Source organism: Amycolatopsis sp. A133, assembly GCF_031082405.1.
Taxonomy (GTDB): Bacteria; Actinomycetota; Actinomycetes; order Mycobacteriales; family Pseudonocardiaceae; genus Amycolatopsis.
Genome location: NZ_JAVHJU010000009.1, coordinates 72,266 through 87,803, shown reverse-complemented (window position 1 = coordinate 87,803; position 15,538 = coordinate 72,266). Strand labels below are relative to the sequence as shown.

The window sequence follows — 15,538 nt, the reverse complement described above, 5'->3', positions numbered from 1 at the left end:
AGCCCATGTTTCGTCTACGATTGTAGAATGAAAACCCGGATCGTGGTGGTCACCGGCGGCGCGAGCGGAATCGGCCGGGGTATCGCCGCAGCGTTTCTGGCCGCCGGCGACCGGGTGGTCGTCGCCGACGTGGACGCGGCGGCGGCGCAAACCGCCGGCCGCGAAATCGGTGCCGAGGCCGTCGAGCTGGACATCGCGGACCCGGCGTCGGTCGACGCGGCGGTTGCCCTGGTCGCGGAGCGGTTCGGGCCGGTGGACGTGCTGGTCAACAACGCCGGGCTGGCCGGTGGGGGCGGGCCGTTGACCGGCCTCGACGCCGAAGTGTTCGACCGGTGCGTACGGGTCAACTTCCGCGGCACGTTCCTGATGACCCGCGCGGTGGGGGCGCAGATGGTCGCGGCGGGGGTCCGCGGATCGATCGTGAACGTTTCGTCGATCGGCGCGCGGCAGCCGACGCCCGGGCTCGGGCACTACGAAGCGACGAAGGCGGCGGTCGACGCGCTGACCCGGTCCGCCGCTTTGGAGCTGGCACCGCACGGGATCCGGGTCAACGCTGTCGCGCCCGGCCCCGTCCTGACACCGATGACGGCGGGGTTCGCCGGGGACGCCGCCGCCCGCGCGGCCTGGGAATCCCGGATCCCGCTGGGCCGCATCGCCGCCGTCGAAGACGTCGTTCCGTCGGTGGTGTTCCTGGCCTCGCCCGGCGCCGGGCACATCACCGGGGTCAGCCTGGCGGTGGACGGCGGGCAGCTGCTCACCTGACTATCCCTTGTGGACGATCCGGCCGCCGGTCACGGTCAGCTCGACGGCGACCGACGGCAGGTCGGCCGGCGCCACCGCCAGGGGATCGGCCGCGAGCACGCAGAAGTCCGCGGCCATGCCCGGCTCCAGGGACCCCTTCCAGGCCGCGGACCCGTCCTGCGCGGCGGCAGCGGTCGTGTAGCAGCGGAGCAGCCGCGCGGTCAGGTCCGGCGTCACGCCCCGCGCACCCAGCAGCTCCCCCGCGGCCGCGAGGTGGACCCGCCAGTCGGGCGTCACGACCGGCGCGTCACTGCTCAGCGTCAGCCGCACTCCGAGGTCCAGGACCTCCCGCAGGGGCCACGCCTTCGCGGCGACGTCGGCGCCGAGCGCGCCGGCGACCATCGGCCGCATCGCGGTGGCGATGGCGGGTTGCGTGGTCAGCCCGACACCGTGCTCGGCCATGCGCCGCAGCTGGGCCGGGGTGACGAGGTCGCCGTGCACCAGGTGGTCACCCTCGCGCAGGTGCGCGAGGGCCGCTTCGATGCTGCGCTCGCCGGTCGCGTGGACGCCGACGACGAGACCGGCTTCGTGCGCCAGGGAGATCATCGCCGCCAGGTTGGCCGCGCGTGCGTCGTCGTCGGGGCCGTCGACGAGCAGGGTGCCGTGCGTGCCGTCGGCGTAGCAGTGGTGGGTCCAGGCCGTGCGCATCGGGGGGATCCCGTCGGCGAAGATCTTGACGCCGGTGACGGCCAGCCACGCCGGATCCGCCGCCGGGACCGGGGTCGCGAGGCCGCGGGCGAAGTCCGGCAGCGCGCTGGGGCCGTCCAGGAGGCCGAACAAGCGCAGCACGGTGACCCGGGCGCGCAGGCGGCCTTCGCGCTGCAGGGCCGCGTATTCGCCGAGGACTTCCGCCGAGAAGCAGCCGGTTTCGCCGGGGCCGAGCCCGGGTTCGGTGTAGCTGGTGATGCCGAGCGCCGCGCAGACGTCCCCGGCGCGCAGGATCGCCGCCCGGCGGTCTTCGGCGGTGACCACCGGGGCTTCCTCGTGGGGCGCGCCGAGCAGGGGGTGCGGCCAGCGGGCGCCGAGCCAGGTCGCGTGCAGGTGCGTGTCGTTGATGCCGGGCAGGACCACGCGCCCGGCGAGGTCCAGCACTTCGGTGTCCGGTCCGATGTGGGCGGTGAGGTACTCGCCCACCGCCGCGATCCGGCCGTTCCGGACGGCGAGGCCGCCGGGCACCGTGCCCGCGGGTCCGAGGGTGTGCACCGCACCGCCGTGCACCACCAGGTCCGCCGGCTGGATCCGTTGCGCCGTCATGGTTTCCTCCCGGCCTGGACTTTTTCTTCCACGACTGTAGACTAAAACGATGGCTCTGCCCACCCACACGGAGGCCGCCGTCCTCACCGGCCACGGCGCCCCGCTCGAACTGCGCGAACTCCCCCTGCCGGCCGACCCGGAACCCGGCGCCGCCCTCGTCCGGCTCACCTGCACCACCTTGTGCGGCACCGACGTCCACCTCTGGACCGGGCACATGAGCCTGCCCGGCATGCTCCCGATGGTGCTGGGTCACGAAATGGTCGGCGAAGTCGTCGCCACCGGCTCCGGCACCACCGACGCGCTCGGCCGCGAAATCCGCGCCGGCGACCGCATCGGCTGGTCCGAGTCGACGTGCGGGAAGTGCCACGGCTGCACCATCCTGCGCGAACCCGTCGCCTGCGAACGCCGCGGCTACGGCTTCCTCCAGCGCGCCGACCGCTTCCCGTACGCCACCGGCGGCCTGGCCCGCCACTGCTACGTCACACCCGGTGCGGCGAAGCTGCTGCTGCCGGACGACGTCGAGGACACCTGGGCGTCGATGTCCGGCTGCGCGGGCAAGACCGTGCTGCGCGCGGTCGCCCGGTCCGGGGGCATCCGTCCGAATGCGACGGTCCTGGTGCAGGGCGCCGGCGCGCTCGGGGTGTTCGCCACGGCGGTCGCGCGGCTCTGCGGTGCCGGGGTGGTGATCACCGTCGGCGGCCCGGCCGGCCGCCTCGAGGTGGCCGGGCGGTTCGGTGCGACCGCGACCGTTCCGGTCGGCTCCACGCCGGAGGAACGCATCGAGCGGGTGCGCGAGCTGACCGGCGGCCGCGGCGCCGACCACGTCTTCGACTTCGCGGGCGGCCCGACGATCGGCGAGGAGGCCGTCGCCTTCGCCGCCCAGCGCGGGACGATCGCCGTCGTCGGCTCCACCGGGCCGGTGCCCGCCCCGGTGCCGCTGGGCACGGTGATGGGCAAGGAGCTCACCATCGTCGGCTCGCTCAACGGCGACATCGCCGACTACCACCGCGCGATCGGGTTCTTCCGGGCCTTCGCCGGCCGGATGCCCTGGAACGAGCTGTTCAGCCCACCGGTCGGGCTGGCCGGCGCGTCCGCCGCCGTCGAGTCGATGGCCCGGCTCGGCGAACTCAAAGCCGTCATCGACCCCCGGCTGCCCTAGGAGGTTCCCGTGCCCATCCCCCAACGCCGCATCGGCCGCGACGGCCCGCTCACCGGCGTCCTGTCCCTCGGCTCGTGGCACACCTACGACCGGATGGACTTCCGCGAAGCCGTGGCCCTGCTGCAGACGGCCGTCGACGCCGGGATCAGCCTCTTCGACGTCGGTGTGTACGGCCTGCCCGGCAGTCCGCCGGCCGGCACCGACGTGCTGTTCTCGGCGATGGTCCGGGCCGCGGGCCTGCGCCGGGAGGACTACCTGCTGTCGGCGAAGCTGTGGCTGGAGGGCTATCCGGAGCACAGCCTGCGCGCGCAGCTGGAGAACGCGTTGTTCCGCGCCGGCGTCTCGCATGCCGACCTGGTGATCCTCGGCGACCTGCGCCGCGACGACACCGACCTGCGCGCCCTCGTCACCGACCTCGCCGGGCTGCGTTCGGCGGGGCTGATCGGGCAGTGGGGCGTCAACAACTGGCCGGCTTCGGCGATCAAGGCGGTCCACGGCTTCGCCACCGCCGACGGCGTGCCCGGTCCGGCCATCGCCCAGCTGAAGTACAGCGTCGCCCGGCGGTCCATTCCGGACGGTGCTCCGTTCGCCTCCGTGTTCTCCCTGGGTGTCTCGCTCCAGGCGTCCGATGTCTTCGAAGGCGGCGTGCTGCTCGGCAAGGGCGGGCGCCCGGTCGGCCGCGATCCCGGTGACGTCCGGCAGCGGATCGCCGGCTCCGCCGCGGACCTCGCGAAGGCGGCCGAAAGCGTCGGGGCGACGCCGGCCCAGCTCTGCCTGGCGTTCACCCTCACGCACCCGGCGAACACGACGACGTTGTTCGGCGCCACCGGTGTCCGGCAGCTCGAGGACAACCTGGCTGCGGTCGCGCTCGTCGAGCGGGTCGGGGCGGCCGAACTGCGCTCGCTCGTGGAACCGTTCTGGGCCGATCGTGATGTCGTGGATCCGGAGGGGCCGTGACTCCGGAACTGTCCGCCGAAACGCTGCCCGCGATCCGCGCGTCGCTGCGCAACCCGGCTCCGGAGGAGGTGATCGGCGGCCGGGACATCGTCCGGTCGGAGCACGTCCTCGACGGAGGCGTGGCCGTCACCGTCCTGCGGCCCCGGCTCGCGCGGCCGGACGCACCCGGGCTGTACAGCATCCACGGTGGCGGGATGGTGATGGACGACCGGTTCGCCGACCTGCCGCGGCTGGTGGCGCTCATCGAGGAGTTCGGGTTCGTCTGCGCGACGGTCGAGTACCGGCTGGCGCCCGAGCACCCGCACCCGATACCGCTCGAAGACTGCTACGCGGGTCTCGGGTGGTTCGCGGAGACCTTCGGCTTCGCGCAGCTGGTCGTGGGCGGCGGCAGTGCGGGCGGCGGGCTGAGCGCGGGAGTGGCGCTGCTGGCGCGCGATCGCGGTGGCCCCGCGCTGGCCGGGCAGCTGTTGCTGTGCCCGATGCTCGACGACCGGACGTCGGCGTTTCCGGAGGACTTGGAGGACTTGGCGGACCTGGAGGACCTGGTGTGGACCCGCGAGGCCAACGACTTCGGCTGGCGCAGCCTCCTGGCCGGGCAGACTTCGCCGTACGCGGCGCCGGCGCGGATGGCGGACTTGAGCGGCTTGCCCCCGGCCTTCGTGGAAGTCGGCGGGGCGGAGCTGTTCCGCGACGAGGACGTGACGTACGCGCAGCGGCTGGCGCAGGCGGGCGTCCCGACGGAACTGCACGTCTGGGCGGGTGCTCACCACGGCTTCGACCGCTTCGCCCCGGAGGCGGAGGTGACCCGCGCCGCCCTCGCCGCCCGGTCCTCGTGGCTGCGCCGCCTGCTCAGCCCCCGATGAGGTACCGCGCGGCCTGCTCGCCCACCAGCACCGCCGGCGCGTTGGTGTTGCCCGTCGGCACCCGGGGCAGCACCGACGCGTCCGCGACGACCAGCCCGTCGAGGCCGTGCACCGCCAGTTCCGGGCTCACCACCGCGTCGTCGCCGGTGCCCATCCGGCAGGTCCCCACCTGGTGGTGGTAGGTGATGGCCGTACGGCGGACGTACTCGCGCAGGTCGTCGCCCGGGGCCGGGTACCGCGGCCGCGCGCCCCACTCCTGCGCCAGCGCCGGGGCCCGGCCGACCGCGAGGCACTGCTCCACCGACGCCACCAGGCTTTCGAAGTCCGCCGGCGCCGACAGGGCGGCGAGGTCGATCAGCGGCGAGCCGTCCGGCGCCAGCCGCAGGCTCCCCCGGCTTTCCGGGGACACCATGCCCGCCATCAGGGAGAACCCCGTCGGCGGCCCGGACATCCACGGCTCGTACATCGGCACGCTGAAGCAGATCGGCTGCGTGTCCGGCACCGCGAGCCCGTCCCGGCTGCGCCAGAACCAGTGCACCTGCGTCACCGAACGACCCGGCACCGGCGGCGCGACCTCGCGGTCCGTCGCGAAGATCACCGGCGAGAGCAGGTGATCGTGCAGGTTGCGCCCCACGCCGGGCAGATCCGCGACGACGTCGATGCCGAGCGCGCGCAGCTCGTCCGCCGGGCCGACGCCGCTGCGGAGCAGGATCGCGGGCGAAGCCAGCGCACCCGCGGCGAGCACCACCAGGTCCGCCCGCAGCTCCCGCACCGCACCCCCGATCGAAACCACCACGCCGGTCACCCGGGCGCCCGCGAAGACCAGCCGGTGCACCAACGCTCCCGTGTGGACGGTCAGCCGGGAGGCCACCGGAAGGCCGTAGGCGTGCCAGGTGGTCAGCCGCCGTCCGCCGCGCACGGTGATCCGCTCGACGGAGACGCCGTCCAGGGTCCCGCTGTTGTAGTCGGGGTTGAGCGGCAGCCCGGTCTCGAGACACGCGTCCACTATGGACCGCTGGACCGGGTGCAGCGGCTCGTTCGGGACGACCTCCAGGAGGTCCTGCTCGATCCGCGCGAACACCGGCTCGACGTCGGCCCAGGACCAGCCGGGCAGGCCCCAGCCGTCGTAGTCGGCCGGGGCGCCGCGGACCCAGATCATCGCGTTGAGCGCGTGCGACCCGCCGAGGACCTTGCCGCGGGGCAGGTGGAGCCGCCGGCCGGCCGCATGGAGCTGCGGGACCGTGTAGAGGTCCCAGTCCTCGGGACCGTGCCACAGTTCCCCGGCCCGCGAAGGGTCGTGGATGGCGGGGTTCCCGTCGGGACCACCCGCTTCGAGCAGCGTCACCGCCGCGCCCGCGTCCACCAGCCGCCGCGCGACCACCGAACCGGCCGAGCCGGCCCCCACCACGATCACGTCCATGCGCCCCAGCCTGACGTGCGCCCCGGAAGCCGCACGGCATTCCTTCGCGGTCGGTCAACGGGCGTGCGGGAGCGGACAAGACCCGCGGCGGCCCGCCGCCCGATACTCGGCTCACCCCAGGCCGAGGAGGACACCGGGATGGCGACACGCCTCTGCATCGACGGACAGTGGACCGAGGCCGGCGGCGGCACGCTCCCGACTCGCGACCCCGCCACCGGGCGCGTCCTCGAAGAGGTCGGCACGGCGTCACGGGCCGACGTCGACGCCGCTGTCGCGGCCGCCCGGCGCGCGCTGTCCGCGCCGGAGTGGGCCGGGCTGCTGCCGGTCCGGCGCGCCGCGCTGCTGTTCCGCCTGGCCGGCCTCGTCGAGCAGCACCACGAGGAGCTCGCCCGGCTGGAGACCCTCGACCAGGGGCAGCCGATCGGCGTGTCCCGGCAGGTGAGCGTGACCGGCGCGGCGGAGCACTTCCGCTACTTCGCGGGCTGGGTGACGAAGCTGCAGGGCACCACGAACCCGGTGTCCTTCCCGGACACCCTGCACTACACCCGCCGCGAGCCGGTCGGGGTGAACGCACTGATCACGCCGTGGAACTTCCCGCTGATGATCCTCGCCTGGAAGCTCGCCCCGGCGCTGGCCACCGGCAACACGGTGGTGATCAAGCCGAGCGAGGTGACGCCGCTGACCAGCATCCGGCTGGTCGAGCTGGTCCACGAGGCCGGGATCCCGGCCGGCGTGGTCAACCTCGTCACCGGCGACGGCGCGGTCGGCGCCCTGCTGACCGGGCACCCGGACGTGGACCACGTCTCCTACACCGGATCCACGGCGGTCGGGAAGCTGATCACCGCGGCCAGCGCGGCGTCCAACCTCAAGCGGCTCACCCTCGAACTGGGCGGGAAGGCCCCGAGCATCATCGCGGCCGACGCCGACATCGACGCCGCCGTCGCCGGCAACCTCGCCGGGGCGACGCTCAACACCGGCCAGGTCTGCGCGGCCTACACGCGCTTCTACGTCGACCGCCGGCGCGAGCAGGAGTTCGTGGACAAGCTGGCGCGCGGCCTCGAGGGGCTGCGCCTCGGGCCCGGCACCGAAGAGACCACGCAGCTCGGACCGCTGGTCTCGGAAAAGCACCGCGAACACGTCGACTTCCTCGTCAGCACCGGCTGCGACCAGGGCGCCGATCTGGTGACCGGCGGCGCCCCGGCCGACGGCGACGGCTACTTCTACGCCCCGACGCTGTTCGCCGGCGTCCGCGACGACATGGCGATCATGCGCGAAGAGATCTTCGGCCCGGTCCTGGCGGTCACCGCCTACGACGACGGCGACGAACCCCTCGACCGGGCCAACAACACCGAATACGGCCTGGCCGCCACGGTGTGGACCCGCGACCTGCGCACGGCCCAGCGCTACGCGAACGGCATCCGGGCCGGCGCGGTCTTCGTCAACATGCCGCCGATCCCGGACATGGCGGCGCCGTGGGGCGGCTACAAGGCTTCCGGCTGGGGTCGCGAAATGGGCCCCTGGGCCCTGGACGCGTACACCGAAACCAAGTCCGTCTGGCTGCACTACGGGACCTGAACGGGGGTTTCCCCGACCGGCAAATCGTATATTTTTTGAGATACCTTCTTCGGAACCGGCAGGCAGGACCACGGATGACGTCTCTTCCGCAACGGCCCGGCAAGATCATCGCGCTGCACATCGGCTACCGCTCCCGCGCCGCCCAGCGCGGCCGGCTGCCGGAGCAGCCGTCGTACTTCCTCAAGCCGCCGACGTCCGTGGCGGCGAGCGGAGCCGTCCTCGAACGCCCAGCGGGCACCGAGCTGCTGGGCTTCGAAGGCGAGATCGCGCTGGTCATCGGCCGCACCGCCCGCCGCGTCACGCCCGAAGAAGCCTGGTCGTACGTCTCCGGCGTCACCGCGGCCAACGACTTCGGCGTCTACGACCTCCGGTACGCCGACAAGGGCAGCAACCTGCGGTCCAAGGGCGGGGACGGCTTCACGCCGCTCGGCCCGGCGGTCCTGCCCGCCGCGGACGTCGACCCGAGCGCGCTGCGGCTGCGGACGTGGCTCAACGGCGAGCTGGTCCAGGAGGACACCACCGCCGGCCTGCTCTTCGGCTTCGGGCGGCTGGTCGCCGACCTCTCGCAGCTGATCACCCTCGAACCCGGCGACGTCGTCCTGACCGGCACGCCCGCGGGCGCGTCGGTCGCCGTCCCCGGCGACGTCGTCGAGGTCGAGGTCGACACCCCCGGGCGCACGACCGGGAAGCTGGTCACCCCGATCGCCGAAGGGACCGTCCCGTTCGGGCCGTTCGGCGCGCTCCCCCGCGCGGACGAAAAGCAGCGCGCGGACGCGTACGGGACCACCGAGGCGGGGTTCGAGCTGACGCCCGAGCTGCGGGAGAAGCTCGAATCCGTCGGCACCGCGACGCTGTCCGCCCAGCTGCGCAAGCGCGGCTGCAACGCGGTGTCGATCGACGGGCTCACCTCGACCCGGCCGGGCACCCGGCTGACCGGCCGCGCCCGGACCCTGCGGTACCTGCCGTACCGCGAAGACCTGTTCCGGGAACACGGCGGCGGCTACAACGCGCAGAAGCGCGCGATCGACAGCCTCGGCCCCGGTGACGTCCTCGTCATGGAGGCCCGCGGCGAACGGGGCACCGGCACGGTCGGGGACATCCTCGCCCTGCGGGCGCAGGTGCGCGGTGCCGCCGGGATCGTCACCGACGGCGGGGTCCGCGACCTGGCCGCGGTGTCCGCGCTGGCCATCCCGGCCTACCACGCCGGGCCGCACCCCGCGGTGCTCGGCCGACGGCACGTGCCGTGGGACGTCGACGTCGCGATCGCCTGCGGCGGGGCGGCGGTGTGTCCCGGCGACGTCATCGTCGGCGACGGGGACGGCGTCCTGGTCATCCCGCCGGACCTGGTCGAGGAGGTCGTCGACGCGGCCATCGAGCAGGAGCGGCAGGAAACGTTCATCGCCGAGCAGGTCGCCGCGGGCGAACGCGTCGAAGGCCTGTACCCGATGGACGAGCACTGGCGCGGGAGGTACGCCGCATGGCGCGCGAAACGGTGACCGGCACCGCGATGAGCAAGTCGCGGACCGCCTACGCGTGGATCAAGGCCCGGATCGCCGACGGCACCTTCTCCCCCGGTTACCGCCTCGTCCTCGGCCAGCTCGCCCAGGAGCTCGGCGTCAGCGTCGTCCCGGTCCGCGAAGCGATCCGGCTGCTGGAAGCCGAAGGCCTGGTGACCTTCGAGCGCAACGTCGGTGCGCAGGTCGCGATGGTCGACGAACGCGAGTACCAGCACACGATGCAGACCCTCGCCCTGGTCGAGGGGTACGCCGCCGCGCTCGCCGGCCCCGTCCTCCCGCCCGGTGCCCTCGCCCGGGCCCGGGCGCTGAACACCGAGCTGGCCGGCTGCCTCGGGCACTTCGAGCCGGCCCGGTTCACCGCGCTCAACCGCGACTTCCACGCCGTGCTGTTCGAAGCCTGCCCCAACCCCCAGGTCCTCGACCTGGTCCGGCGCGGCTGGGACCGGCTCAGCGGCCTGCGCACCTCGACGTTCAGCTTCGTGCCCGGCCGCGCGCGCCAGTCGGTGGCCGAGCACAAAACCATCCTGGGCCTGCTCGAGCGCGGCGCCCCCGCCGCCGAGGTCGAACAGGCCGTCCGCGCCCACCGGCTGGCCACCCTGGACGCGTTCCTCGCCCACCGCCACCACTGACGCAGGAAGGGAAACCATGCGCTTCCGCTCCGACCCCCGGACCATCCGCGGGTCGATCGCGCCGCTGATGACGCCGTTCACCGCCGAAGGCGCCGTCGACCACGAGGGATTGCAGAACCTCGTGCGCTGGCAGCTCGCCTCCGGCACGCACGGCATCTCGATCGGCGGTTCCACCGGCGAACCCGGTTCGCAGACGGTCGCCGAGCGCGCCGAGGCGATCCGGACGGTGGCCGCGGCGGTCGGCGACCGCGTCCCCTTCGTCCCGGGCACCGGCTCGGCGAAGCTCGACGAGACCCTGGAGCTGACGGCGCTCGCCCAGGACGCCGGAATCGACGCGGCCCTGGTCATCACGCCGTACTACGCGCGGCCCACGCAGGACGCGCTGTTCGTCTGGTACCGCACCGTCTGCCGCGAGTTCCCGGACCTGCCGATCGTCGCCTACAACGTGCCGAGCCGGACCGCGGTCGACCTCGCCCCGGAGACCGTCGCGCGGCTGTACCGCTCGTGCGAGAACTTCGTCGGCATCAAGGAGACGACGAAGGACTTCGAGCACTTCTCCCGCGTACTGCACCTGTGCGGCCGGGAACTGCTGGTGTGGTCCGGGATCGAGCTGCTCTGCCTGCCGCTGCTCGCCCTCGGCGGCGCCGGGTTCGTCAGCGCGACGGCCAACATCGCCCCGGCCGCCTGCGCGGAGATGTACACCGCGTGGCAGGCCGGCGACCACGAACGGGCGCGGGAGATCCACTACGGCCTGCACCCCCTCGTCGATCTGCTGTTCGTCGAGACCAATCCGGCGCCCGGGAAGTGGGTGCTGCAGCAGCGCGGCCTGATCGCGTCCGGGCACGTGCGGCCGCCGCTGATCCCGCCGACCGGGTCCGGCGTCGCCCGGATCACCGAACTGATGGCCGAAGGCGCGGAGTACCTGTCGCCGGCCGACGGCTTCACCGTGGGAGGAAAGCGATGACCCACCACGTCCCGGAAGGGCTGCCGGGCGAGCTCGAGCACTACATCGGCGGCGAGTTCGCCGGCAGCGTCTCGGGCCGGACGTTCGACGTCCTCGACCCGGTCTCGAACACCCCGTACGTCACGGCGGCCGCGGGTCAGGCCGAAGACGTCGACCGGGCCGTCGCCGCGGCGCGCACGGCGTTCACCGAAGGGCCGTGGCCGCGGATGCTGCCGCGGGCACGGGCGCGCGTGCTGAACAAGATCGCCGACGCCGTCGAGGCCCAGGACGAGCGGCTGGCCGAGCTGGAGACGTTCGACACCGGGCTGCCGATCACCCAGGCGCTCGGGCAGGCCCAGCGCGCGGCCGAGAACTTCCGGTTCTTCGCCGACCTCGTCGTCGCGCAGGCCGACGACACGTACCAGGTGCCGGGGCGGCAGGTGAACTACGTGCACCGCAAGCCGGTCGGGGTCGCCGGGCTGATCACGCCGTGGAACACGCCGTTCATGCTGGAAAGCTGGAAGCTCGCCCCCGCGCTGGCTTCGGGGTGCACGGTGGTGCTCAAGCCGGCCGAGTTCACGCCGCTGTCGGCGAGCCTGTGGGCGGGCATCTTCGCCGAAGCCGGGCTGCCGCCGGGGGTCTTCAACCTGGTCAACGGCTTCGGTGAGGAAGCGGGCGACGCGCTGGTCAAGCACCCGGACGTCCCGCTGATCTCCTTCACCGGCGAGACCACGACCGGGCAGACGATCTACCGCAACTGCGCGACCCACCTCAAGGGCATGTCGATGGAACTGGGCGGCAAGTCCCCGGCGATCGTCTTCGCCGACGCCGACCTCGACGCCGCGATCGATTCGACGCTCTTCGGCGTGTTCTCCCTCAACGGCGAACGCTGCACGGCGGGCAGCCGGATCCTCGTCGAGCGCCCGATCTACGACGAGTTCTGCGCGCGGTTCGCCGCGCGCGCGGCGAACATCGTCGTCGGAGACCCGCACGACCCCGCCACCGAGGTCGGCGCGCTGGTGCACCCCGAGCACCACGACAAGGTCATGCGGTACGTCGAGCTGGGCAAGACCGAAGGCCGCCTGCTCGCCGGCGGCGGCCGTCCGGCCGGGCTGGACAGCGGCAACTACGTGGCGCCGACGGTGTTCGCCGACGTCCCGCCGACCGCCCGGATCTTCCAGGAGGAGATCTTCGGGCCGGTCGTCGCGCTGACGCCGTTCGACACCGAAGCCGAAGCCCGGTCACTGGCCAACGGCGTCAAGTACGGCCTGGCCGCCTACCTGTGGACGTCGGACCTGCAGCGGGCGCACACCTTCGCGCAGTCGGTCGAGGCCGGGATGGTCTGGCTCAACTCGCACAACGTCCGGGACCTGCGCACACCGTTCGGCGGGGTCAAGGCGTCCGGCCTCGGCCACGAAGGCGGCTACCGCTCCCTCGGCTTCTACACCGACGAGCAGGCCATCCACGTCTCCCTCGGGCCGGTGCACGCGACCCGGTTCGGCAGCGTCCGGAAAGGACAGTCATGACCGCCGCCCCGCCGGACGTCCTCCGCTGCGCGTACGCCGAGCTCGTCGTCACCGACCTGGCCGCGTCGCGGGCGTTCTACGTCGACGTGCTCGGGCTCGTCGTCACCCACGAAGACTCCTCGGCGCTGTACCTGCGGGCGTTCGAGGAGTACCTGCACCATTCGCTCGTGCTCCGGAAGGGGCCGACGGCCGCCCTGGGTGTGCTGGCCTACCGGGTGCGCGGCGCCGCCGACCTCGACCTGGCCGAGGCGTACTACCGCGCGCTCGGCTGCCGGATCGAGCGGCGGGCGGCGGGCGCCACGCGCGGGATCGGCGAGGCGGTGCGGGTCCTCGACCCGCTGGGCTTCCCGGTGGAGTTCTTCCACGAGGCCGAGCACGTCGAGCGGTTCACCCAGCGCTACGACGTCCACGGCGCCGGGGCGCTGTCGCGGCTGGACCACTTCAACCTGGACACCCCGGACGTCCCGGCGGCCCGGAAGTACTACGAGGATCTGGGCTTCCGCGTCTCGGAGGACATCCAGGACGCCGAAGGCACGGTGTACGCGGCGTGGATGTTCCGCAAGCCGACCGTCCACGACGTCGCGCTCACCGGCGGCGACGGGCCGCGGCTGCACCACATCGCGTTCGCCTCGCACGAGCGGCACCAGATCCTGCACATCTGCGACCACCTGGGCGCGCTGCGGAAGCCCGGGGCGATCGAGCGCGGGCCGGGCCGCCACGGCGTGTCGAACGCGTTCTACCTCTACGTCCGCGACCCCGACGGGCACCGCATCGAGATCTACACGCACGACTACTACACCGGCGACCCGGACAACCCGGTGCTCACCTGGGACGTCCACGACAACCAGCGCCGCGACTGGTGGGGCAACCCGGTGGTGCCGAGCTGGTACACCGACGCGTCGGTCGTGCTCGACCTCGACGGCGCGGTCCAGCCGGTCGCCGAACGGGCCGAACCGCGCGAAGCCGACGTCACCGTCGGCGCGGACGGCTTCTCGTTCACCGGCGGGGCGGAGTACAAGCTAGGCGAGCAGGTCTGAGAACCAGGCGCGGGTCCGGTGCAGGAAGTCGAGCTGGTGGCCGCGTTCGCGGAGCGAGTGGCCCTCCCGCGGGTAGATCACGAACTCGTGCTCGCGGTCGCCGAGGGCGTGGTGCAGGAGTTCGGCCTGCGAGAGCGGGACGTTCGTGTCGTCCTCGCCGTGCACGATGAGGACGGGGGTGGCGATCCGGTCCGCGTGGATGATCGGGCTGTTTTCCCGGCCACCGAGGGCGAGGTCGAACCGGCCGTGCTCGCCGGTCGCCGCGAGCAGCGGCCAGTCGATGACGCCCGCGTTGACGAGGGCCGCCTTGAAGCGATCCGTCTGTGTGACGGCCCAGGCGGCCACGAACCCGCCGTGGCTGCCGCCGCCGATGCCGAGCCGTTCTTCGTCGGCGACACCGGCCTCGACGAGGAGGTCGATTCCGGTGAGCAGGTCCGTGAACTCCGCGCCCCCGACGTCGCCCGCGACACTCGCCGCGAAGGCGTGGCCGTGGCCCAGGCCGCCGCGCATGTTCGGCAGGAACACCGCGAACCCGGCCGCGGCCAGCCACTGGCCGCAGCGGAACCAGCCGAGCTGCAACCGGTCGGCCCAGCGGTCGTACGGGCCGCCGTGGACGAGGGTGACGAGCGGGAACGGGCCGTCGGCGCGGGTGCGGCCGGGTGGGAGGATCAGGAGGCCGTCGAGTTCCAGGCCGTCTTCGGCCCGGTAGGACAGGCGTTCCTGAGTGCCCCAGTGGATCCCGCGCAACTGCGGTTCGCCGAGCCGGGAGAGCGGGCCGCCGGGTGGTCCGCAGTGGACGGCGTCCGGCTCGGTGGCGGTGCTCCCGACGACGGCGATCCGGCCTCCGCCCGCGCTCAGGTCCTGCAGGCTGCCGGTCGCGCGGCGGAGCTCGGTGAAGGTGCCGCCGGCGGGATCGAGGCACCGGATCGTGGTGTCGAGGCCTTCGGCGACGAGCGCCAGCAGCCGGCCGTCGCCGGACTCGGCCAGGTCGATGGGGCAGGCACTCATCCCGGCGGTGAGGTTCCGGTGGTCGCCGGCCTCGAAGATCGCCTTGCCGCCGATCAGGCCGGGCGGGGTGATTCCGAGGTAGGCCAGGTGCCAGCCGGCTTCGTCGCGCCACCAGGTGAGCGACTCGGCCTCGTGCGCCGGGACGCCGAGGTCCTGCCGGGCACCGGTGGCGGGGTCGACGAGGTGCAGGCCGGGGTCGAAGCGCCCCGGCTCCCGGTCGGCGACGGACCAGGTGAGCACGGCGAGGGTGCGGCCATCCGGCCGCGCGGCGGCTTCGACGACGTGCCGCGGGCCGAAGTCGCCGAGCGGGCGGACGGCGCCGGTCGGCGGGTCGAGCAGCCAGAGCCGATCCGGCCGGGCGACGGTGTCCCAAGTGGGTGCTTCGGCAGCACCGGGCCGCACCACCCGCACCCGGGGGTCGGCCGGCGCGTCCTTTTCCTCCGGGGCGACGAGAACCACCGCACCGCTGTCCGGCATCAGCACGTAGTCACCGACCCCGGGGTCCCGGTCCGTCAGCTGCTCCGGCTCGCCGCCGTCCCGGCCGACGCGGTACAGCTGCGCCGTCCCGCGATCAGCCCGGTCGGACAGGTAGTAGACCCATGCGGAATCCGCCGACCACCGCGGCTCCCGGTCCTCGGCGGCACCGGCCGCGAGTTCCCGGGGCGGCTCACTCCCGTCCGAAGGACCGATCCACAGCCCGCTCACCGGGTGTTCCCCGGCCCGCCCCACCGGTGAGCTGACGAACACCACCCACCGGCCGTCCGGTGACAAGCGCGGTGTCCGCGGCACGTTCCGGTCGACCACGGCCTCCGCCGTCAGCTTCCCCATGGACCCGAGTGTGCCGCAAGT

The 15,538-nt window shown here is 73.3% G+C and carries 13 protein-coding genes; 10 read left to right on the top strand and 3 right to left on the bottom strand.

The annotated features are described in order from the left end of the window. Positions 1 to 27: 27 nt before the first annotated feature. A complete protein-coding gene (locus Q5425_RS12235; protein WP_308672293.1) occupies positions 28 to 762 on the top strand; it encodes an SDR family NAD(P)-dependent oxidoreductase in 735 nt (244 codons plus the stop codon). Here the strand turns inward: Q5425_RS12235 and Q5425_RS12230 are convergent, their stop codons facing one another. After that, positions 763 to 2,055 (bottom strand): amidohydrolase family protein, encoded by a 1,293-nt coding sequence (locus Q5425_RS12230; protein WP_308672292.1) that lies wholly within the window; start codon positions 2,053 to 2,055, stop codon positions 763 to 765. Between the two features lie 55 nt (positions 2,056 to 2,110). On the opposite strand from Q5425_RS12230, the gene Q5425_RS12225 reads away from it, so the two are divergent. The 3 genes from Q5425_RS12225 to Q5425_RS12215 are packed head-to-tail and all read left to right on the top strand — an operon-like array spanning position 2,111 to position 5,034. Beyond that, a complete protein-coding gene (locus tag Q5425_RS12225) occupies positions 2,111 to 3,214 on the top strand; it encodes a zinc-binding dehydrogenase (protein WP_308672487.1) in 1,104 nt (367 codons plus the stop codon). 9 nt (positions 3,215 to 3,223) lie between these two features. Beyond that, positions 3,224 to 4,171, top strand: coding sequence for an aldo/keto reductase (locus tag Q5425_RS12220; protein ID WP_308672291.1), 948 nt, complete (start codon positions 3,224 to 3,226; stop codon positions 4,169 to 4,171). Then, complete coding sequence (locus Q5425_RS12215) at positions 4,168 to 5,034, top strand: alpha/beta hydrolase fold domain-containing protein (RefSeq protein ID WP_396135155.1); 867 nt, start codon at positions 4,168 to 4,170, stop codon at positions 5,032 to 5,034. Before Q5425_RS12220 ends, Q5425_RS12215 begins: the two co-directional genes overlap by 4 nt. Here the strand turns inward: Q5425_RS12215 and Q5425_RS12210 are convergent. Further along, on the bottom strand, positions 5,021 to 6,454 hold the full coding sequence (locus Q5425_RS12210) for a GMC family oxidoreductase (protein ID WP_308672290.1): 1,434 nt from the start codon (positions 6,452 to 6,454) through the stop codon (positions 5,021 to 5,023). The two genes, Q5425_RS12215 and Q5425_RS12210, sit on opposite strands and share 14 nt — an antisense overlap. A gap of 138 nt (positions 6,455 to 6,592) precedes the next feature. On the opposite strand from Q5425_RS12210, the gene Q5425_RS12205 reads away from it, so the two are divergent. The 6 genes from Q5425_RS12205 to hpaD all read left to right on the top strand — a co-directional run bounded on the left by Q5425_RS12205 (position 6,593) and on the right by hpaD (position 13,681). Then, entirely contained in the window at positions 6,593 to 8,029 is a 1,437-nt protein-coding gene (locus Q5425_RS12205) for an aldehyde dehydrogenase family protein (RefSeq protein WP_308672289.1), read from the top strand. 74 nt (positions 8,030 to 8,103) lie between these two features. Then, positions 8,104 to 9,525: a fumarylacetoacetate hydrolase family protein gene (locus tag Q5425_RS12200; RefSeq protein ID WP_308672288.1), complete on the top strand. Its 1,422-nt coding sequence runs from the start codon at positions 8,104 to 8,106 to the stop codon at positions 9,523 to 9,525. After that, positions 9,507 to 10,175 (top strand): GntR family transcriptional regulator, encoded by a 669-nt coding sequence (locus tag Q5425_RS12195; RefSeq protein ID WP_308672287.1) that lies wholly within the window; start codon positions 9,507 to 9,509, stop codon positions 10,173 to 10,175. The genes Q5425_RS12200 and Q5425_RS12195 overlap by 19 nt, the downstream gene beginning before the upstream one ends. 16 nt (positions 10,176 to 10,191) lie before the next feature. Next, on the top strand, positions 10,192 to 11,139 hold the full coding sequence (gene dapA / locus Q5425_RS12190; protein ID WP_308672286.1) for a 4-hydroxy-tetrahydrodipicolinate synthase: 948 nt from the start codon (positions 10,192 to 10,194) through the stop codon (positions 11,137 to 11,139). After that, on the top strand, positions 11,136 to 12,644 hold the full coding sequence (hpaE, locus tag Q5425_RS12185; protein WP_308672285.1) for a 5-carboxymethyl-2-hydroxymuconate semialdehyde dehydrogenase: 1,509 nt from the start codon (positions 11,136 to 11,138) through the stop codon (positions 12,642 to 12,644). The genes dapA and hpaE overlap by 4 nt, the downstream gene beginning before the upstream one ends. Beyond that, entirely contained in the window at positions 12,641 to 13,681 is a 1,041-nt protein-coding gene (hpaD, locus tag Q5425_RS12180; RefSeq protein WP_308672284.1) for a 3,4-dihydroxyphenylacetate 2,3-dioxygenase, read from the top strand. The genes hpaE and hpaD overlap by 4 nt, the downstream gene beginning before the upstream one ends. On the opposite strand, the gene Q5425_RS12175 is transcribed toward hpaD, so the two are convergent. Continuing rightward, positions 13,664 to 15,517, bottom strand: a complete 1,854-nt coding sequence (locus Q5425_RS12175; RefSeq protein WP_308672283.1) for a prolyl oligopeptidase family serine peptidase — start codon at positions 15,515 to 15,517, stop codon at positions 13,664 to 13,666. The genes hpaD and Q5425_RS12175 overlap by 18 nt on opposite strands. Positions 15,518 to 15,538 lie beyond the last annotated feature (21 nt).